At 67.8% G+C, this 18,209-nt stretch carries 18 protein-coding genes; 4 read left to right on the forward strand and 14 right to left on the reverse strand.

Annotated elements, in window-relative coordinates; genetic code table 11:
* Nucleotides 1-9: 9 nt before the first annotated feature.
* The 8 genes from WS89_RS19940 to WS89_RS19980 all read right to left on the reverse strand — a co-directional run bounded on the left by WS89_RS19940 (nucleotide 10) and on the right by WS89_RS19980 (nucleotide 8,261).
* On the reverse strand, nucleotides 10-1,098 hold the full coding sequence (locus tag WS89_RS19940; protein WP_059792883.1) for a FecCD family ABC transporter permease: 1,089 nt from the start codon (nucleotides 1,096-1,098) through the stop codon (nucleotides 10-12).
* 15 nt (nucleotides 1,099-1,113) lie between these two features.
* Nucleotides 1,114-2,031, reverse strand: a complete 918-nt coding sequence (locus WS89_RS19945) for a heme/hemin ABC transporter substrate-binding protein (protein ID WP_059792885.1) — start codon at nucleotides 2,029-2,031, stop codon at nucleotides 1,114-1,116.
* Complete coding sequence (locus WS89_RS19950) at nucleotides 2,028-3,119, reverse strand: hemin-degrading factor (RefSeq protein WP_059793037.1); 1,092 nt, start codon at nucleotides 3,117-3,119, stop codon at nucleotides 2,028-2,030. The genes WS89_RS19945 and WS89_RS19950 overlap by 4 nt, the downstream gene beginning before the upstream one ends.
* Nucleotides 3,120-3,168: 49 nt before the next feature.
* Complete coding sequence (locus tag WS89_RS19955) at nucleotides 3,169-5,442, reverse strand: TonB-dependent hemoglobin/transferrin/lactoferrin family receptor (RefSeq protein WP_059792887.1); 2,274 nt, start codon at nucleotides 5,440-5,442, stop codon at nucleotides 3,169-3,171.
* Between the two features lie 233 nt (nucleotides 5,443-5,675).
* Nucleotides 5,676-5,903, reverse strand: coding sequence for a hypothetical protein (locus WS89_RS19960; RefSeq protein WP_034206014.1), 228 nt, complete (start codon nucleotides 5,901-5,903; stop codon nucleotides 5,676-5,678).
* A gap of 210 nt (nucleotides 5,904-6,113) precedes the next feature.
* Nucleotides 6,114-6,497, reverse strand: coding sequence for a DUF6232 family protein (locus WS89_RS19970; protein ID WP_059792890.1), 384 nt, complete (start codon nucleotides 6,495-6,497; stop codon nucleotides 6,114-6,116).
* A 124-nt stretch (nucleotides 6,498-6,621) separates the two neighbouring features.
* The gene (locus WS89_RS19975) at nucleotides 6,622-6,882 is read right to left on the reverse strand and encodes a DUF2866 domain-containing protein (protein WP_011548992.1); all 261 of its coding nucleotides are present in this window, start codon (nucleotides 6,880-6,882) and stop codon (nucleotides 6,622-6,624) included.
* 221 nt (nucleotides 6,883-7,103) lie between these two features.
* Nucleotides 7,104-8,261: a porin gene (locus WS89_RS19980; RefSeq protein WP_034206016.1), complete on the reverse strand. Its 1,158-nt coding sequence runs from the start codon at nucleotides 8,259-8,261 to the stop codon at nucleotides 7,104-7,106.
* Between the two features lie 306 nt (nucleotides 8,262-8,567).
* Here WS89_RS19980 and WS89_RS19985 point away from each other — a divergent pair, with 306 nt between their 5' ends.
* Nucleotides 8,568-9,374: a MetQ/NlpA family ABC transporter substrate-binding protein gene (locus WS89_RS19985; protein WP_059499433.1), complete on the forward strand. Its 807-nt coding sequence runs from the start codon at nucleotides 8,568-8,570 to the stop codon at nucleotides 9,372-9,374.
* A gap of 152 nt (nucleotides 9,375-9,526) precedes the next feature.
* Here the strand turns inward: WS89_RS19985 and WS89_RS19990 are convergent, their stop codons facing one another.
* From WS89_RS19990 to WS89_RS20005, 4 genes are all read right to left on the reverse strand, one after another.
* Nucleotides 9,527-10,642: a succinylglutamate desuccinylase/aspartoacylase family protein gene (locus WS89_RS19990; protein WP_059499622.1), complete on the reverse strand. Its 1,116-nt coding sequence runs from the start codon at nucleotides 10,640-10,642 to the stop codon at nucleotides 9,527-9,529.
* Between the two features lie 223 nt (nucleotides 10,643-10,865).
* Nucleotides 10,866-11,648, reverse strand: a complete 783-nt coding sequence (locus tag WS89_RS19995; protein ID WP_059792892.1) for an ABC transporter substrate-binding protein — start codon at nucleotides 11,646-11,648, stop codon at nucleotides 10,866-10,868.
* A gap of 226 nt (nucleotides 11,649-11,874) precedes the next feature.
* Entirely contained in the window at nucleotides 11,875-12,795 is a 921-nt protein-coding gene (locus WS89_RS20000) for a LysR substrate-binding domain-containing protein (RefSeq protein ID WP_059792894.1), read from the reverse strand.
* A 68-nt stretch (nucleotides 12,796-12,863) separates the two neighbouring features.
* Complete coding sequence (locus tag WS89_RS20005) at nucleotides 12,864-13,811, reverse strand: GlxA family transcriptional regulator (RefSeq protein ID WP_059499430.1); 948 nt, start codon at nucleotides 13,809-13,811, stop codon at nucleotides 12,864-12,866.
* Nucleotides 13,812-13,917: 106 nt separating this feature from the next.
* On the opposite strand from WS89_RS20005, the gene WS89_RS20010 reads away from it, so the two are divergent.
* The gene (locus WS89_RS20010) at nucleotides 13,918-14,226 is read left to right on the forward strand and encodes a DUF3817 domain-containing protein (protein WP_059499429.1); all 309 of its coding nucleotides are present in this window, start codon (nucleotides 13,918-13,920) and stop codon (nucleotides 14,224-14,226) included.
* Entirely contained in the window at nucleotides 14,223-14,624 is a 402-nt protein-coding gene (locus WS89_RS20015) for a CopD family protein (protein ID WP_059792896.1), read from the forward strand. The genes WS89_RS20010 and WS89_RS20015 overlap by 4 nt, the downstream gene beginning before the upstream one ends.
* A gap of 204 nt (nucleotides 14,625-14,828) precedes the next feature.
* Here the strand turns inward: WS89_RS20015 and WS89_RS20020 are convergent, their stop codons facing one another.
* Together WS89_RS20020 and WS89_RS20025 are read right to left on the reverse strand one after the other, a co-directional pair.
* Entirely contained in the window at nucleotides 14,829-16,217 is a 1,389-nt protein-coding gene (locus tag WS89_RS20020) for an NCS2 family permease (protein ID WP_059792898.1), read from the reverse strand.
* A 527-nt stretch (nucleotides 16,218-16,744) separates the two neighbouring features.
* Nucleotides 16,745-17,422 (reverse strand): TetR family transcriptional regulator, encoded by a 678-nt coding sequence (locus tag WS89_RS20025; RefSeq protein WP_059499426.1) that lies wholly within the window; start codon nucleotides 17,420-17,422, stop codon nucleotides 16,745-16,747.
* 36 nt (nucleotides 17,423-17,458) lie between these two features.
* On the opposite strand from WS89_RS20025, the gene WS89_RS20030 reads away from it, so the two are divergent.
* Nucleotides 17,459-18,124 (forward strand): O-methyltransferase, encoded by a 666-nt coding sequence (locus WS89_RS20030; RefSeq protein WP_059792900.1) that lies wholly within the window; start codon nucleotides 17,459-17,461, stop codon nucleotides 18,122-18,124.
* The last annotated feature ends 85 nt before the right edge of the window (nucleotides 18,125-18,209 follow it).

Genomic DNA, 18,209 nt, shown 5'->3' on the forward strand with positions numbered 1-18,209 from the left:
AAGAAGGGGTTACCCGCCGAGCGCGCCGCGGTTCTTCCACAGCAGCGCGAGGAAGAACGGCGCGCCGAGCAGCGCGGTCAGCACGCCGAGCGGAATGTCGGCGGGCGCAGCGACGGTGCGCGCGGCGAGATCGGCAGCGAGCGTCAGCAACGCGCCGAGCAATGCGGCGCCGGGCAGCACGATGCGCTGGTCGGGACCGCACGCGAGGCGCACGCAATGCGGCGCGACGAGCCCGATGAAGCCGACGATGCCCGCGCACGACACGAGCGCGCCCACGGCGAGCGCGACCGCGACGAGCACGCGCCGCTTCAGTTGCTGCACGGGTACGCCGAGATGCAGCGCTTCGGTTTCGCCGAGCTGCAGCGCATTCAGCGCATCGCGTTCGCGCACGAGCAGCATGCAGCCGAGCGCGACGCACGGCGCGACGGCCGCCAGCGTCGACCATTGCGCGCCGCCGAGGCTGCCGAGGCTCCAGAAGGTCAGCGAACGCAGCTGTGCATCGTCGGCGACGAACGTGAGCAGCCCGATCGCCGCGCCGGCCAGCGCATTGATCGCGATGCCGGCGAGCAGCAGCAGCGGCAGCGCAAGCCGGCCGCGCGATGCGGCCAGCCGGTAGACGAGCGCCGCGACCGCGAGGCCGCCCGCGAACGCGGCAACCGGCAGCGCGGCCGCGCTCGCGTGTGCGGCGAAGAGCGCGGGACCGAGCACGATCAGCACGGTCGCGCCGAGCGCGGCGCCGCTCGACACGCCGACGAGTCCCGGATCGGCGAGCGGATTGCGGAACAGCGCCTGCATTGCGGCGCCGGTTGCGCCGAAGCCGCCGCCGACCAGCAGCGCGAGCGCGACGCGCGGTGCGCGGATGTCGAACAGCACGGCGCGCGCCTGTTGCGCGGCTGCGTCGCCGCTCAGTGCGGCCCAGGCTTGCGCCAGCGGAATGCGGTACGCGCCGACGCACAGCGCGACGACGGACATCGCGCCCACCAGAACGGCGAGCGCGGCCAGGACGAACGGCGCGAAGCGGCGCGACGTGCCGATGCGCGCGGCGCCGGCGCGCGAGGCGGACGATGGCGCGTTGAAGGGCGAAACGTGAGCGGGCATCGGGTCGATCCGGAATCAGGCGAGCGCATCCGACAGGCGTCGATGCAGGGTCGTGACGGCGAGCGGCAGGCGCGGGCCGAAGCCGAGCAGGAACAGCGCGTCGAGCGAGACGACGCGCCGCGCGCGGCCGGCCGGCGTCGCGCCGAAGCCGGGTGTCGCGAGCAGCGCGGCGTGACCGCCGACGGCCGCCAGCCCTTCGTCGGAGATCAGCACGACGTCGGGTGCGGCCGCCGCGAGCGCCTCGGTCGTCAGCGGCTTGTAGTGATCGAAGCCCTGCATCGCGTTGCGCGCGCCCGCATAGCGGATCATCGCGTCGGCGGCGGTGCGCTGGCCGGCGACGAGCGCCTGGGTGCCGGTATGGTTCAGCACGAACAGCACGCGTGGCGGCTGCGCGCCGCCGGGCACGCGCGCGGTGACCGCGTCGCGCGCGGCCTGCCAGTCGCGATCGAAACGCCGCAGCAGCGCGGCGCCGGCGTCGCGCACGTCGAGCGCCTGCGCGACGCCGGCGATCTTCGCGCGCACCGATTCGACGTCGTGGTGTTCGTCGAACGTCGTCACCGTCACGCCGGCGCCTTTCACCTGCGCGATCGCCGTCGGCGGGCCGGCTTCCGCCGATGCCAGCACGAGATCGGGCCGCAGCGACAGCAGCCCTTCGGCCGACAGCGCGCGCTGGTAGCCGACCTTCGGCAGGCGCTTCGCGGCGTCGGGATACGTGCAGGTCGTGTCGGCGCCGACGAGCCGGTAACGCGGCGTCTCGGCGCCGCCGAGCGCGAACGCGGTCTCCGCGAGCGCACCGCCGATCACGATCACGCGCTTCGGTGCGGCGGGCGCAACTTGTGCGAGCACGCTACCGGGCAGCCCCGCCGCGAGCGCGCCGGCCGCCGCGCCGGCCAGCAGCGTACGGCGGCGCGGATCGAATGGCCGCGCGCTCACCGCGCGGCTCCGCGTGCGGCCGGCGGCAGCGTCGCGACGAGCGCGCGCCAGTCGTCGCGTTCGACCTTTCCCGGCTTGCGTTCGCCGAACAGCAGCGCGACATGGTCGCCCTGCCGGTCGAACAGCTCGAGCGATGTGACGATGCCGTCGCTCGTCGGCTTCTTCACGACCCAGGCGGCGGCGATCAGGTCTTCGCGCACATGCAGGTTGAAACCCGGATCGAGCACGTTGATCCACGCGCCGACCTCGCGCACGTTCGCGACGGGGCCCGTATGGATCTGGATCATCCCCGCGTTGCCGACGAACACCATGATCGGCTGGCCGCTTTTGGCCGCCTGTTCGAGCACGTGGCGCAACGCATGCGCGGTTTCGACCGGATACGCGTATTGCGGATCGGCGAGGCGCAGCGCCTGCATGCGGCTCACGCCGAAGCGCTGCGTGATGCCGAAGAATTGGTGCGTGTCGGTCATCGCGTCCCACGCGGCGCGAAAGCCCGCGACGTCGATCTCGGTGTCCGCGCGCTCGGGCGTTTTCGGCGCGGCGGGCGCGACCTCGAGGCCCGGCTCCTGCGACGGCGCGCGCCAGCGTTCGACGAACGCGTCGTATGCGGCATGATCGCTGTGCGCGCGCAGGTAGACCTTGTGGACCGCATGGCCCTGCGCGTCGAAGAACTGCAGGCTCTTCAGCGGACCGTGCGCGGTTTCGTCGCGCACCGCGAACGCCGACACCCAGTGACGATAGAAGATGCGCAGGTCGATGTCGCCGAGCGCGAGGCCGACGGGGCCGTCGTGGCTCATCTGCGCGTACTCGCCGTCTTTTTCGTGGACGGCCGTGTCGTTGCGCGTGAGCGCCATCACGCGGCCGAGACGCGGCATTTCCTCGAACATGGTCGGAAAGCGCGCGTCGAGCCGCACGACGTGCTCGCCGACGAATGCGGCGAGCGCCTCGGCTTCGCTGACGCCGAGCGCTTGCGCGACGTCGCGGTTGCGCAGTTGGCGCTCGGTCTTGAGCTTGATGAACGCGTCGCGCAGCGCGGCGGCCGCGCGGGCCGGCGTGGCCGATTGACCGGGAAGGGCGGATGGCATCATGTCGGACTCCTTCAAGTAACGGTTGGGGTGGCAGCGCGGGCACCGCGCATCAGAAATCCACTTTCATGCTGACGGCGACCGTGCGACCGGGCGACGAATACGCATCGAGCACCTGTGAATCGGCCGCGATGCCGCGCACGTCCGACCAGTTCCAGTACTTGCGGTCGAACAGGTTGCGGATGCCGATCGTCGCGCTCACGTGCTTGTTGAAGCGGTAGCCGCCGCGCAGGTCGACGACGAACGACGACGGCGGCGTGAAGCACGCCTTGTTCGAACAGTCGGACTTGTCGATGTCCTTGTCGCGTTTGGCGGCCTGGAACAGCAGGTCGGTCTGCACGAACCAGCGTTCGCCCGGTTCGTACCGCACGCCGAACACGGCCGAGAACGGGTTCACGGTGTTGAGCGGCTGGCTGGCCGCGCCGTCGTTCTGCGTCGAGCCTTTCGTGAACGCCATCGCCGTCTTCAGCGTGATGCCGTTCGGCATCACCCATTCGGCGCGGCCTTCGAGGCCGTGGATGCGCGCGTCGGCGAAATTCACGTACTGGAACACGAACGGGTCGACCGGGCGGCCGCTGCCAGCGATCGTCGTGCGCGAGATGAAGTTGCGGTAGCGGCCGGTGAACGCGGCCGCGCTGTAGCGCACGACGCCGTAGCCGGTGCCGGCCTTGCCGCGCAGGCCGGCTTCGAACGTGTCGCTGGTTTCGGGCTTCAGGTTCGGATTGCCGATCGACGTGTAGCCGTACACCGGATTCGAGAAGCTGCTGTTCACCTGGTCGGGCGTCGGCGCGCGGAAGCCGTGCGCGTACTGCACGTACGGAATGACCGCGGGCGTGATCTCGTAGAGCACGGCGACGCGCGGCGATAGTTCGTTCGCGCTCGTCGACACGGCCTTGCCGGTGAACAGCGGATCGTTTTCGGTCGGGCTCAGCCGGTACGTGTCGAAGCGCAGGCCCGGCGTGACGAGCAGGCGGCCGTAGCCGATCTGGTCCTGCACGAACGCGCCGAACAGCGTGTAGTCGGTGTCGGGGAACGCCTTGTTCGGGAACGCTTCGCCGACGCCCGGCACCGTGCCGTCGCGCATGTTCGTCACGCGCGACAGGCTGCCGTCCACGCCATACAGCAGCTTGTGCGCGAGCGGGCCGGTCGCAAAGCCGCTTTCGGCGAACGCGGCGCCGCCGAACGTGCGTTCCTTGTACTGGTTGTCGCGCGAGCGCGATTTCAGCGGCGCACTGCGCGTCTCGAACGCGTACTGGTCCTGCTTCGCGTCCTGGTAGTAGAACTGCACGTGCGCGGTCTGGAACCAGCGGAATGCGTCGTCGCGGAAGTCGTAGTCGACGCTGAAGCGGTTGCGCTCGAGCCGGTCGTGAGTCGTGAGGCCGAGCGTCGCCGGCGCATTGATTGCGGAGAGCACGTCCGTGCTCACGCGCCGCTGCACCGTTTCGGCGGTGAACTTGACCGTGTCGCGCGCAGTCGGTGTCAGCACGAGCTTGCCGAGCAGCGATTCCGAATAGACGTCCTGCGGGTTCGACGTCGTGCGCAGCGTGCTCGCCGAGTTGTTGCCGCCGCGCGTGTCGACCTCGTGGCCGCGCCGGCCGTCGGCGATGATCATCCCCTGGATGCGGTCGTTGCCGCCTGCTGCCGACACGGTCGCGCCGATGCTGCGGTCGGTCGAGTCGTAGCTCGGCCGGAACGAGAAGTAATAGGGTTTGTCGTGGATCGACAGCAGGTCGCTCGGGTCTTTCGTGATGAAGTTCACCGCGCCGGTCAGGCCGTCGCTGCCGTAGAGCGCCGACGCCGGCCCGCGCAGGATCTCGATGCGCTTGAGCGTGTCGAGATCGGCGTAGTCGCCGCGACCCGCTTCGAGCGGCCCGAACGAGAACGCGTTCGGCAGGCGGATGCCGTCTTCCATCAGCAGCACGCGATTGCCTTCGAGGCCGCGGATGTTGATGCTCGAATCGCCGTCGCGGCCGCCGCCGAGCGCGGCGCTGCCGGGCCGGTACGCGGTGCGGCGCACCGTGATGCCGGGCTCGTAGCGCAGCGCGTCCTTGATGTTGGTGGCCTGCTGCGCTTCGAGATCCTCGTCGGTGATCACCGACACGGACGCCGCCGTGCGGCTCGCCGCGGTGGCGGTGCGGGTGGCCGTGACGGTGACGGGGTCGAGCAGCGCCGCATCGCCGCGCGTGGACGCGGCGGCGGTCAGGACGGCGGCAGGCGGGGTGGCGCCTTGCGGCGACGAATCGGCGTGAGCCGTGGCGGCGGACAGGCCGAACGCGCCGAACAGCGCGGCACAGATCGGCCGCCGCGCCAGCGTATAGCAATGCACAGGTGGTCTCCCATTGACGATAACAAGCCCGAAGGCTGGCTGGGTGACGCGTTCACCTGGCTGGCCCGTTTGCGCGCGGCATGCGGCAAACGGCGATTTGAAAGGCAACTGACAATTTTGTCAGTGTAAATGAGAATTATTATCAATACAAGGACACGAAGCGACCCACGCGAGTGAGTGCTCGCATGCGCGGCTCGCGCGAGCCGGGACGGAAATTCCGGGGAAATGGGGCCTTAAGCGAGCGCTTCGATGCGAATCAGCAGGTTGCGCGCATGCGCGATGAACGCATCGTGTGTCGCGCGATCGCCGTGGCCTTCGATACCGGCCTGTTCGGCGAACGCGATCTGTTCGGTGTAGAGATCGACGAGCGCACGGCGTTCGTCAAGGGGAAGCGCGCGGATCATCGACACGATCAGCAGTTCCTGTGCGCGAAGCATGCCGGACAGCGATTGGGCGTTCATGCTGGCCTCCTCGGACGATGCGGCGGCGGGCCGCTCTTTCCATACTAGGCGGTCGACAGTCGCCGCGCACGCGCGGCACGCGAGACGGTGACGCGGGAAGCCGATTCGACGACGATGCCTCGGCCCGAAACGACGAGGTGCCGCGCGAGCCGATACGCGCCGCGTGCATCCGCGGATCGCGAACCGAAGCGTGCCGCGATGCGAATGGAATCAGCCGGCCGCCGTCGCGGCCTGTGCATCGCGCACGACCTGCGCGACGCGTTCGACGAACGCGGCGTCGACGCTCGACAGCGCTTCGCGCTTGCCGTCGGGCATCTCGACCATCAGGCGATACGTGATGTCCTGCGTGGCCCAGGCGAGATAGCCGACGACGACGAGCATCACGCCGACCACCAGCGCGGCGCTCGACGCGCCGACGCCGCCGGCGACGGCGATGGCCGCGCCGATCAGCGAGATCAGCGACGGCACGAGCCGGTTCTTCGGAATCTTGACGACGTCGACATGGCGAATGTCACGCAGTGCGAATACCTGCCCGGCGGCCGACAGGCCGTTGCGCGTGACCATGACGCCACGTTCGTTGAATGCGTTTTCCATCGTGTGTTGCGTGGACGAAAACGCGCAGCGTAGCAGGTTTCGTTGCCGCGTCAAACGAGACCGACTGCCGCACGATACGTGCGGCGCGGCCAAAAGACGGGAGGCGGGTGGAGCGCAAACGCGCTCAGAACTGCAGCCGGCCGTCGCCGTAAAGCCGGCCCGGCACGTGCGACGCGACGACCTCGGCGATCTCTTCGTCGGTCGATTCGGCCGGCACGATCTGGCGCCGCGCGGGTGCGTCGAGATGCATCGTCCACTCGACGAGGCGATACGGACGGCCCCAGGGGCGCTGCATTTCCACCGAGACCCGGCAACTCTGGACCGGCAGCGAGTGTTGGCACGTCAGAATCGCGTGCAGATGGCTGAAAACGGTATCTTCGATCATCGTGGCCTCCGATCCTGTCTTGTGGGCAGTTGATGGCGGTGCCGTAGGGGTGTCTCAAAAAAAAAGCCGCCGATGCTCAGGCGGCCAACAGGGGGGGTGAGAGCATCCTCTCAGCCCAGAATTAAGCGAAACTTAAAAGCCCATAAAAAAGCGCCCCGCGTGAAGCGGGGCGCTGCTTGCCGTCGTGATCCGCGCGTGGCGCGGACAGTTAAGCGGATGCTTTAGAACTTGTGACGGATACCGATACGTGCGGCGATCTGGTTCTTCGAACCCGTGCCCGACGTGTTGAAGTAGCTCGTGCTCGAGCCGATCTGCGCTTGCACGCCCTTGCCCGACGCTTGCTGGTACACGACCAGGCCGTACACGTCCGTACGCTTGCTGAGTGCGTAGTCGGCGATACCGTTGACCTGGTTCCAGTGCCACGAGTTGCCGTTCTGCGTGGCGTTCGTGTACGTGTAGCCGAGGCCGCCCGACAGTGCCGGCGTGAACGCGTACTTCGCGCCTGCTTCATATGCGTTGTAGAACGTGCCGCCCGCGCCCGACACGGTCGAGAACTGCGTACGCGTCCACAGCAGCCATGCCGTCGCCGGGCCCCAGACGTAGCGGCCACCCACGCCGTACGTGCGCAGGTCGCGGACGTTGCCGGTGCTCAGGTTCGCGATCGTCGTCGAGAAGGCCGGGGTCGACTGGCTCGGGAAGCGGATGTCCGTGTAGGCAGCGCCGAGCGAGAACGGGCCGTTCGCGTAGTTCAGGCCGAAGCTGTATGCGCGCGACGAGCCTGCCGTCGTCGTCGTGCCCGTCGTCGTCGCCGGTGCGCCTGCGAAGTCGGTCGAGTTCGAGAAGCCGTACAACGCGCCGAACGTGAAGCCCGAGTAGTTCGCGCTCTGGAACTTCACGGCGTTGTTGATGCGGCTCGACGTGAGTTGGTCGATGTCGTTCACGTGGTACGCGTAGTTACCCGCGACCGTGTTGCCGCCCGTCGAGTAGTTCGAGCCGAGGATGTCGGTCGAGAACGAGTACTGGCGGCCGAACGTGACCGTGCCGTATTGCGACTGGCTCAGGCCGACGTAAGCCTGGCGACCGAAGATCGCGCCACCCTGGCCGATCGTGCCGTTGCCGCTGTTGAAGCCGTTTTCGAGCACGAAGATCGCCTTCAGGCCGCCACCGAGGTCTTCGGTGCCGCGCAGGCCCCAACGGCTGCCCTGGGCCACGCCGTCGTCGTACTTGAACAGCTTGCCCGTGCCGCCATTGGCGGTCTTGCTGTGGTTCACATAGCTGATACCGGCATCGATGACGCCGTACAGGGTCACGCTGCTTTGTGCGTGTGCCGTGCCGGCCGTTGCTGCCAGGGCGGCGAGGGTCAACAGTTTCTTGTTCAAAGGATTCTCCGAGCGAATGAATGGCGTGTCCAGTTGCGGTTCCGGCGCACTCTATGGGCGCTTTCACGGACCGGCGCAACTTTATCGGCGGGCCACGTAATGAATATGACAGCGACTGTCATATGAAGAATGTGTGGTGCCGATGCGACACTGGATTTTGCCCGGTTGTACAGCAGGGAGTTATACCGATTCCGCCTGAGATTCGATGAGGGCCAGGAATATGCACATGAAATAAGCTTGGTTGGTGCCGTTCCGGCCCCGTGCCACGATGCGCGCTTCAACAACGACACGGGACAAGAGGACACCATGCGACGTTCGATCCTGACCGGCCTCGGCGCACTCGCCGCTGCGCTGGCATTCGCCGCGCCCGGCGCGCACGCCGACCCGCAAACGCTGAAGATCGGCACGATGAGCGGCCCCGACGCGCAGATCTGGACCGAAGTGACGAAGGTCGCCGCGCGCGAAGGTCTCGCGATCAAGGTCATCGAATTCAACGACTACGTGCAGCCGAACGCGGCGCTCGATGCCGGCGATCTCGATGCGAACGGCTTCCAGCACCAGCCGTTCCTCGACAGCCAGATCAAGCAGCGCGGCTACAAGATCGTCAACGTCGGGCTCACCTATACCGCGCCGATGGGCTTCTATTCGAAGAAGCTCAAGTCGCTGAAGGATTTGCCGGTCGGCGCGAAGGTCGGGATCCAGAACGATCCGTCGAACGGCAACCGCGCGCTCTTGCTGCTGCAGAAGTACGGGGTAATCAAGCTGAAGGCCGGCGTCGGCACGAACGGCGTGAACGCGACGCCGCTCGACGTCGCCGAGAACCCGAAGAAGATCAGGATCGTCGAGCTCGACGCCGCGCAACTGCCGCGCGCGCTGCCCGACGTCGATGCCGCGTCGATCAACACCGACTACGCGGTCAAGGCCGGGCTCACGCCGGTGAAGGATGCGATCGCGATCGAGGATCTGCGCGGGCCGTACGCGAACCTGATCGCGGTGCGCGCGCAGGACAAGGACAAGCCGTGGGTGAAGAAGCTCGTCGCGGCCTATGAATCGGACGACGTGCGCAAGTTCATCGACCGGAAGTTCGGCGGCGCGATCGTGCCGGCGTTCTGAACGGCGTTCGCGCACGGCCGCCGGCGGACGATCGCCAGCCGCCGACGCGCGCTCCGGAAAGCCAATCGCCCGCGCTAGCGGGCGATTGCGTTGGTGCATGCGAGTGCATGCGCAGTGCGGGACGGCCCGGCGCGCGGGCCGCGCACCCAGGCTCAGGCGGACAGCAGCGAGCCGGTGCGGATCGCGGTGGCGCCGGCGATGCGCGCGACTTCCATGCCGGCCGTCGCGAAGCGCACGACCTGACGCGCGTACAGCACGCCCGACACGCTGCTCTTCAGCGTGACGACGCGATCGGTCAGCGGATCGACGATGTCGGCCACGGCCTGGCCTGCCTCGATCATCGCGCCGACCGGCGTACGGAACACGATCACGCCCGACACGGGCGCGACGAGCGGATCGGTGCCCGCGAGCGGCGTGGCCGGGTGCGCGAGCGGCGGCAGCGGCGCCGGCGTGCCTTCGACGATGCCGCGCTCGGTCAGGTATTCGACGATCGCCTGCGCGTCCTTTTCCGCGAACTCGTACGACACGTCGCGTTCGCTGCGCAGCTCCACCGTGACGGAAATCGCGCCGTTCGGGATCGGGAAGCGGTCGCCGAAGCGGCTGCGCAGGTCGGACCAGCAGAAGCTGTGGATTTCGTCGAACGGGTTGCCGACCGAATTCAGCGCGAGCAGCGACGCCTTGGCATCGAGATAGCGCGCCAGCGGCTCGACGTCCGGCCACAGATCGGGATTCGTGTAGAGATGCATCACCGCATCGCTGTCGCAGTGCAGGTCGAGCACGATATCGGCGTCGAACGACAACTTCTGCAGCGCGAGGCGCTGCGAGTCGAGTTCGGTGCGCGGCTTCTGCTCGTCGAGCGCTTCGCGCATCGCGGTGCGCACGACGGCCAGATTGCGCTGCGCGTCGTTCGTGAGGCGGTCTTCGACACGCGGCAGCACGAGCGCCGCGAGATCGTAGAAATTGCGGTTGAAGTTCTGCATCGAGCCGAGCTCGAAGCGGCCGAGGTGATCGCCGAACACGTGTTGCGACAGGCCGATCGGATTGGGCACGGGCACGACGACGATTTCGCCGCGCAGCTTGCCGGCTGCTTCGAGCGCGGCGATCTTGCGGCGCAGCAGCGTGGCGACCAGCATGCCGGGCAGCTCGTCCGCGTGCAGCGACGACTGGATATAGACCTTCTTGCCGCCGCGCGGGCCGTAATGGAAGCTGGTGATCTGGCGTTCGGTACCGACGGCGGGGGAAATCAGCGGATGGGTCTGCGTTTGCATGATGAGGGGAGTGCGGCGCAGCCGCGAATGATCCATGTGCGTGGAAGATCGATTGTACGTTGCCTTTCTCGCCGCCATCAAACCGGCGCCAGAACGCGCGGTTTTCCGTTGCGAATCATCGGGTTGACGCGGAAAAAATAACGTCGCCGGCGCCGCGCGCAAAAAAAACGGGCTCCTCGCGGAGCCCGTTTTTTTGCGCCGATTCGCGCGTGCGTCGGCCGGATTACTTGCCGTAGACGTCGAAATCGAAGTACTTCTTCGCGATCTTGTCGTACGTGCCGTCCTTGCGCATGCCGGCGATCGCGCCGTCGATCTTCGCCTTCAGGTCGGTGTCTTCCTTGCGCAGGCCGATACCGGCGCCGTTGCCGAGCGTCTTCGGATCGTCGAGATCCTTGCCGGCGAAGTCGAAGTTCGCGCCGCGCGGCGTCTTCAGGAAGCCGATCTCGGCTTGCACCGCGTCCTGCAGCGCGCCGTCCAGACGGCCGGAGATCAGGTCGGCGTAGACCTGGTCCTGGTTCTGGTAAGGCACGACGTTCACGCCCTTCGACGCCCAGTACGTCTTCGCGTAGGTTTCCTGGATCGTGCCCTGCTCGACGCCGACCGACTTGCCCTTCAGCGATTCGGCCGTCGGCATCAGGCCGGCGCCCTTCTTCGTGACGAGGCGCGTCGGCGTGTTGAACAGCTTCGCCGAGAACGCGATCTGTTCCTGACGCGCCGGCGTCATCGACATCGACGACAGCACGCCGTCGAACTTGCGGGCCTTCAGCGCCGGGATCATCCCGTCGAAGTCGTTTTCGATCCACACGCACTTCGCGTTCAAGCGGCGGCAGATTTCGTTGCCCAGATCGACGTCGAAGCCGACCACCTTGCCGTCGGCGCCTTTCGATTCGAAAGGCGGGTAGCTTGCGTCGACGCCGAACCGCACGGTCGTCCAGTCTTTCGCGTACGCGCTGCCGGCCGATACGGCGAGCAGGGCCACGGTCACAGCCGCAAGAATCTTTTTCACTCGGTGACTCCTCGTTTTGTTCGATGGGTGCGCGGTTGTGCCGCGCCGTAAGCCTTCGGCCCGCCGCGGCTTCGCGTCGGACAGTCCGTTTCGCCCGCCCGATGGGGGCGCGCGACGTGCGCAAGATTATCAAGACAAAATACCGGCAGGGCGCCTAGGACAAGCCCCGATACCGGGCCCGGCGGCGGCGCGTCGGACGCGCCGCCGTTTCACACACAGGAACGATTCAGCCGAGCGTTTCGTTGACCGCGCGCTGCAGGCACGTGACGAAGTGCGAGACGGCCGGCGTGGGCAGCAGGTCGCGCCGCGCGATGATCGACAGGTCGAAGCGCGGCATGCTTTCGTCGAGTTCGGCCGTGCGGATGCCGAGCGGGGCGACCATCGCGGCGAGCGGGCGCGTGAAGCAGCCGATCACGTCCGAGCGCGCGACGAGCCCCAGCGTCACCGCGAACGACATCGGCGAGCGCAGCAAACGTTTCGGCAGCGGCAGCCCGTGCGCCTCGAACATCCCGACCATCACGCTGTGCGGAAACTGCTCGGCGCCGACGGTGACGATCCATTCGGCGTCGAGCAGTTCCTCTAACCGGCGCGCATGCGCGAGCGGATGACCGTCGCGCATCACGATCGTGAATTCGGTCGACAGCAGCGGCAATTGCGTGAAATCGCGGTCGAGCGCGGGCACATGGTGCATCGCAGCGATGTCGAGCGTGCCGTTGCGCAACTGCGCGAGCGCGTCGGGTACCGTCACTTCCTCCAGATGCAGGCTGACGTTCGGCATCGACCCGCGGAATGCCGTCACCGCGTGCGGCAACGCGGTCAGCGCGATCGACGGCATCGTGCCGACCGCGACGCGGCCCGACATCTCGCCTTTCACCTGCTCGACCGCCTCGACCGTGCGGCGGATGTCGCCGAGCAATTGCTCGGCGCGCGGCAGCAGCGCCTCTCCGCAGGCGGTCAGCTCGACGCCGCGCACGCTGCGGGCGAGCAGCTCCGCGTTGAGCGCGGTTTCGAGCTCGCGGATCGTGTGCGTGATCGCCGGCTGCGTGACGCCGAGCTCGCGGGCGGCGGCGCGCAGGCTCTTGTGGTGCGCGGCGGAGACGAACGCCTGGAGCTGCGCGATGTTCAAGGGGTTGCGGATGCGGGTCATGGAGCGAGTCCGGTTGGCGCGGAAGGGGGCGACGGATTCATGCTGCGGCGGGGCGATCCCGATGCGCGTCACGCATCGGCGCGCGCGCGGAACGCCTGCCGGTAACGCTGCGGCGAGGTGCCGACGATGCGCGCGAAGCGTTCGCGAAACGCGGTGACCGAACCGAACCCGGCTTCCGTCGCCACATGTTCGATCGACAGCTCGGTCACCTCCAGCAACTGCTGCGCATGCCGCACGCGCGCGATCTGCAGCCATTGCCCCGGCGACGTGCCCGTCTGCTCCCGGAAGCGCCGCGTCAGCGTGCGCACGCTCGTCGACGCCTTGCGCGCGATTGCGTCGAGCGTCAGCGGCTTGCGCAGGTTGGCCTGCAGCCAGTCCATCAGGTCGTGCAGGCCGTCGCCGCCGGCTGGCCATTCGGGCGCGATGAACTGCGCCTGCCCGCCTTCGCGCACGCGCGGCGCCACCGCGCTGCGGGCGGCGTCCACGGCGACCGCCGCGCCATAGTCGGCCTGGATCATGTGCAGGCACAGATCGAGGCCGGCCGCTGCACCGGCCGACGTCAGGATCTGGCCGTTGTCGACGAACAGCACGTTCGGGTCGACGTCGACGGTCGGGTAGCGGCGCGCGAGTTCGGCGGCTGCGAGCCAGTGCGTCGTCGCGCGCAGGCCGTCGAGCAGCCCCGCTTCCGCGAGCACGAACGCGCCGCTGCAGATCGACGCGATCCGGCATCCGCGCGCGGCCGCCGCGCGTAGCGCGTCGAGCACGCGGCGCGACGTGGGCGCGAGCGGCGCCGACGTGCCGGGCACCATGATCGTATCGGCGTCGGCCAGCGCATCGAGACGAAACGGCGGACGCAGCTCGAACAGCTCGCCGCCGACGCGCGGCTGCTCGCTGCACACGCGCACGCGGTACGCGGGCGCGACGTCGGGCGCCCGCACGCGCGCGAACGTGTCGCAGGCGACGCCCAGATCGAACGGGACGACATCGGGCAACGCAAGAACGGCGACCGTGTGCATGGCGTGTGCGGCCGTGGCCGGAATCCGTTGAAAGATGTCATTCTAGCCAATGGCTCGGACCCGCACCACACGCGACAATCGCGGCGAACCTACCTGGAGCCCGCCGATGAAACAAGACGATCGCAACGCGTTGCGGAACCTGCAATACCTGTCGCTGCTGGAGGCGACCACACTCGTTGTGCTGGTGTGCGTGGCCGTGCCGCTCAAGCATCTGGCCGGCTATCCGGTCGCGGTATCGATCATGGGCCCGGTTCACGGCATCGCGTTCGTCATGTATGGATGGGCGGTGGTCGGCACCGCGTCGAGCGGGCTGTGGAGCAAGAGCGAGGTCGCGCGGCTCGTGCTGTCGGCCGTCGTGCCGTTCGCGGGGCTGGCGAGCGCGGGCTGGATCGCGCGCAGGCGGCACGCACGATGATCTACCTGGTGCTGAAGGCCGTGCATCTGGTCGCCGTCGTCACGTTCGTCGGCGGGTTGCTGTTGTCGTCCGTCGGGGTCCGGATTGCGAACCTCGCCGTGCATCGCGCGGTGCGGCGCTGGGATCGCACGGTGACGGCGCCCGCGCTCGCGCTCGTCTGGATCGCCGGCATCGCGCTCGCGCTGAGCGGTCACTGGTTCGGCGCCGCGTGGCTGTCGGCGAAGCTTGCGCTCGTCGCCGCGCTGTCGGTGCTGCACGGGATCCTGGCCGGCACGCTGCGGCGCATGGAGCGCGACGATCTCGTCGTCATGCCGGCGCCGTGGCTCGGGCAAGCGGCGGGCGCGGCGATCGTCGCGATCGCGCTCGTCGTCGGGCTGGCCGTGATCAAGCCGTTCTGACGGCGCGACGCCGCGAACGTGGCGCCGGGCGCGAACGGGTATCGCGCCGTTGTCGCGAAGCGCGTCACGCGGCGCCGTACGGGCAAAAAAAGCCTGGAAACTCGCGTTCCCAGGCCTGGAGACCATCGACGACGATGGTGGAGGAGACGATCTCGTCCCGATGCGCGTCACCCTTGTGCAGGCGACGTCGAGCAGGTGTCGCGCTCAGATTGCCCAGCCGCCGAGATAGAACGTGACGAGCACGGCCGCGATGAGCACGGTGCCGACGTTGAGCTTGCGGAATTCGCCGCTGGCGATGCGGCCGATCACGAGCGTCGAGAAGCCGAGCATGATGCCCGTCACGATGTTCGCGGTCAGCACGATGAACACCGCGCACACGAGGCCCGACATCGCGTCGACCATGTCGTCCATGTGCAGCTTGCTCACGCTGCCGAGCATCAACAGGCCGACGTACATCAGCGCCGGTGCGGTGGCGTACGACGGCACGAGTCCCGCGAGCGGCGAGAAGAACATCACGACGAGGAACAGCAAGCCGACCACGGCCGCCGCGAGGCCCGTCTTCGCGCCGGCGGCCACGCCGACGCTCGACTCGATGTAGGCCGCCGCCGGCGCGCCGCCGAGGAAGCCGGAGAAGATCGAGCTGATCGAATCGGCGGTCAGTGCGCGGCCGCCATTGACGATGCGGCCGTTTTCGTCGAGCTGGCCGGCCTGCCCGGCGACCGCGCGGATGGTGCCGGTCGCGTCGAACACGGCGGTCATCACCAGCGCGAGCACGCTCGGCAGTACGGCCATCGACAGCGCACCCTTGATGTCCATCGCGCCGATCAGCGATGCGTGGCCCGGCGCGCTGAGCGACGGCAGCGCGAAGATGCCGCGGTATTTCACGCCCGGATCGAAGATCAGGCCGAATACCGAGATCGCGATCACGACGAGCAGGATGCCGCCCGGCACGCGACGCTTTTCGAGGCCGAAGATCGCGGCGAGGCCGACGATCGACATGATGACCGGGAACGCGGTGATCTGGCCGAGCGAGACCGGCAGGCCGGCGCCCGGGTTCTTGATCACGAGGCCGACGTCGTTCGATGCGATCAGCAGCAGGAACAGTCCGATGCCGATCCCCGTGCCGTGCGCGACGCCCGCGGGCAGATTGCGCAGGATCCACGAACGCACGCCGGTGACCGAGATGCCGGTAAACACGAGGCCCATCAGGAACACGGCGCCGAGCGCGACAGTCGGAGGCAGCCCCTTGCCGAGCACGAGGCCGAACGCGGTGAATGCGGTCAGCGAGATCGCGCAGCCGATCGCGATCGGCAGCTTCGCCCACAGGCCCATCAGCAGCGAGCCGAACGCGGTGGTGAGACAGACCGCGACGAACACGGCGCTCGTGTCGAAACCGGCCTTGCCGAACATGCCGGGCACGACGAACACGGAATAGACCATCGCGAGGAAGGTGGTCACGCCGGCAATGATCTCGCGGCGCTGCGTGCTGCCGCGCGACGAAATGCCGAAGTACCGGTCGATGACTCCCTGGGCGCCAAAGTCAGTTTCTTCCGCGCCGACGCCGACCGTCGGCTGCACCGGGGTATCGCTCATGAGCTTGCTCCTTTATCAGCATGCTGAAACGGTCCGTAGCGAACCGTCGTCAGGGTGTCTCGTATCTGGTTGGGATTGTTCGGCAACGTCGTGGAGACGAATGACGCGCGATGCGCGTCGTGACGTGCGAATCGAAACGATCGCGAGGGTGTCGCGTCGGACGACGCGTGGTGTGGTCGACCCCGTCACGTGTGCTTTGCCGTAGCGAAGGTTAGGCGAGCCGCCGATCACGTCCCATCGGGGGACGAGCATGCAGCGCATGTCGCAACGCTTATATCGGCGTGCGACGGGGCTTCGTCGCGCCGACACGCGTGTATACGCCTAGTTCGAATCCGTTAAGGCGACTATTTGAATGCAGGGTCGGCGGGCGGGGTGGAAGCGGGCGACGCATTGGATATTACGAACGACTTTCAATATGGCCGGGAGCGCCGGTGCGAACAGGGGCGGGCGGCGGAATTCGCGGCCGCGCAACCTGCATGCGGGCGATACGGCTGGCGCGCGTGCGCGGCCTCCGTGCCGGCGCGGGCTCAATCGTGCGCGAGATGTGCGAGATATGCGCAGAACATGTCGGCCATCGCGGCGGAATAGGCGTCGATTTCCGCCGGCGTGCGCGCCGTTTCGGAGAACGCCTTGCCGCCGGCCGTGAGCGTCGTCATGATCAGCTCGCACGCGAGCGCATGCGTGGCGTCGGATACGTCGGGCAGCGCTTCGCGCATGAACGCGTTGAACACCCGGTGGCTCTCCGCCTTCACTGCCTGCGCCTCGGGGGCGTCTCGATAGAGCGGCGCGGCATCGTCGAGGGCGACGCGCATCGGCGCCTCGTCGCATTCCGAACGGATGAACGCGTGGACGGCGGTGCGCAGCCGCTCGGGCGGCGTCTTCCGCGTGTCCTGCAGCATCCCGCACAGCATGTCGTGCGTCTGCCGCCACTCGTCGTGCTGGAGCCGGAACAGCACGGACGCCTTGTTCGGGAAGTACTGGTACAGCGAGCCCACGCTCACGCCGGCCCGCTCGGCGACGCGCGCCATCGTGAAGCGCTGCGCGCCTTCGCTCGCCAAAACCTGAATAGCCGCCTCGAGGACGTCCTCGACGAGACGGGTCGAACGCGCCTGCCGAGGCTGCTTGCGCGTGGCAATCGGGGTGTTTCGGCGGTCGGCCATGAGCGGTCTGCCAATGCGAATAGTAAAACCTGAATAGTTCGTCATATTCTAGTCGCACTCAACCCGATACAGGAGATTCGCATGACCACCCTGATGCTCGACCCGCTGGCTTCGCTGCTGGCGCGCCTGTTCGACGAAGCCGACGCGTCGTCGCCCGCGACGAGCCCGGACTTCGCCAACGTGTCGCGCGACGAGCAAGCGCGGCTGATGCGCAGCAAGACGGACTACGCCGATCTGTATGCGCGCCTGAAGGACTATCCGCTCGCCGTGTCGCGCGAGACGGGCACACTGCTGTACATGCTCGCGCGCGGCGTCGGTGCGAAGGTAATTGTCGAATTCGGCACGTCGTTCGGCATTTCGACGCTGCATCTCGCGGCCGCGCTGCGCGACAACGGCGGCGGGCGGCTGATCACGAGCGAGTTCGAGCCGTCGAAGGTCGTGCGTGCGCACGCGAACCTGGCGGCGGGCGGATTGGCCGATCTCGTGGAGATTCGCGAAGGCGATGCGCTGCGCACGCTGGCCGCCGGTCTTCCGGATTCGGTCGACCTGCTGCTGCTCGACGGGGCGAAGGCGCTGTACCCGGAGATTCTCGCGCTGCTCGAGCCGCGGCTCAGGGCGGGGGCGTTCGTCGTGGCCGACAACGCGGAATACAGCCCCGACTATCTTGCTTACGTGCGTGCGGCGGAAAACGGCTATCTGTCGGTGCCGTTCGGTGGCGACGTCGAAGTGTCGATGCGGCTACGCTGACCAGAGGGAACGAGAGGGCTGGCGATTTCACGGTTCCCCGCATCAAATATAGGAAAACTGATTAAATGGAAGCGTGGCGGAAGGC

This window comes from Burkholderia sp. MSMB1072 (genome assembly GCF_001524725.1).
In the GTDB taxonomy this organism is placed as follows: domain Bacteria; phylum Pseudomonadota; class Gammaproteobacteria; order Burkholderiales; family Burkholderiaceae; genus Burkholderia.

Bases quoted from the DNA above. Each gene is read 5' to 3' on its own strand.
- WS89_RS19940 (WP_059792883.1), bottom strand. From the start codon at position 1,098: ATGCCCGCTCACGTTTCGCCCTTCAACGCGCCATCGTCCGCCTCGCGC.
- WS89_RS19950 (WP_059793037.1), bottom strand. From the start codon at position 3,119: ATGATGCCATCCGCCCTTCCCGGTCAATCGGCCACGCCGGCCCGCGCG.
- WS89_RS19960 (WP_034206014.1), bottom strand. From the start codon at position 5,903: ATGAACGCCCAATCGCTGTCCGGCATGCTTCGCGCACAGGAACTGCTG.
- WS89_RS19970 (WP_059792890.1), bottom strand. From the start codon at position 6,497: ATGGAAAACGCATTCAACGAACGTGGCGTCATGGTCACGCGCAACGGC.
- WS89_RS19975 (WP_011548992.1), bottom strand. From the start codon at position 6,882: ATGATCGAAGATACCGTTTTCAGCCATCTGCACGCGATTCTGACGTGC.
- WS89_RS19985 (WP_059499433.1), top strand. From the start codon at position 8,568: ATGCGACGTTCGATCCTGACCGGCCTCGGCGCACTCGCCGCTGCGCTG.
- WS89_RS19990 (WP_059499622.1), bottom strand. From the start codon at position 10,642: ATGCAAACGCAGACCCATCCGCTGATTTCCCCCGCCGTCGGTACCGAA.
- WS89_RS20000 (WP_059792894.1), bottom strand. From the start codon at position 12,795: ATGACCCGCATCCGCAACCCCTTGAACATCGCGCAGCTCCAGGCGTTC.
- WS89_RS20005 (WP_059499430.1), bottom strand. From the start codon at position 13,811: ATGCACACGGTCGCCGTTCTTGCGTTGCCCGATGTCGTCCCGTTCGAT.
- WS89_RS20010 (WP_059499429.1), top strand. From the start codon at position 13,918: ATGAAACAAGACGATCGCAACGCGTTGCGGAACCTGCAATACCTGTCG.
- WS89_RS20015 (WP_059792896.1), top strand. From the start codon at position 14,223: ATGATCTACCTGGTGCTGAAGGCCGTGCATCTGGTCGCCGTCGTCACG.
- WS89_RS20020 (WP_059792898.1), bottom strand. From the start codon at position 16,217: ATGAGCGATACCCCGGTGCAGCCGACGGTCGGCGTCGGCGCGGAAGAA.
- WS89_RS20025 (WP_059499426.1), bottom strand. From the start codon at position 17,422: ATGACGAACTATTCAGGTTTTACTATTCGCATTGGCAGACCGCTCATG.
- WS89_RS20030 (WP_059792900.1), top strand. From the start codon at position 17,459: ATGACCACCCTGATGCTCGACCCGCTGGCTTCGCTGCTGGCGCGCCTG.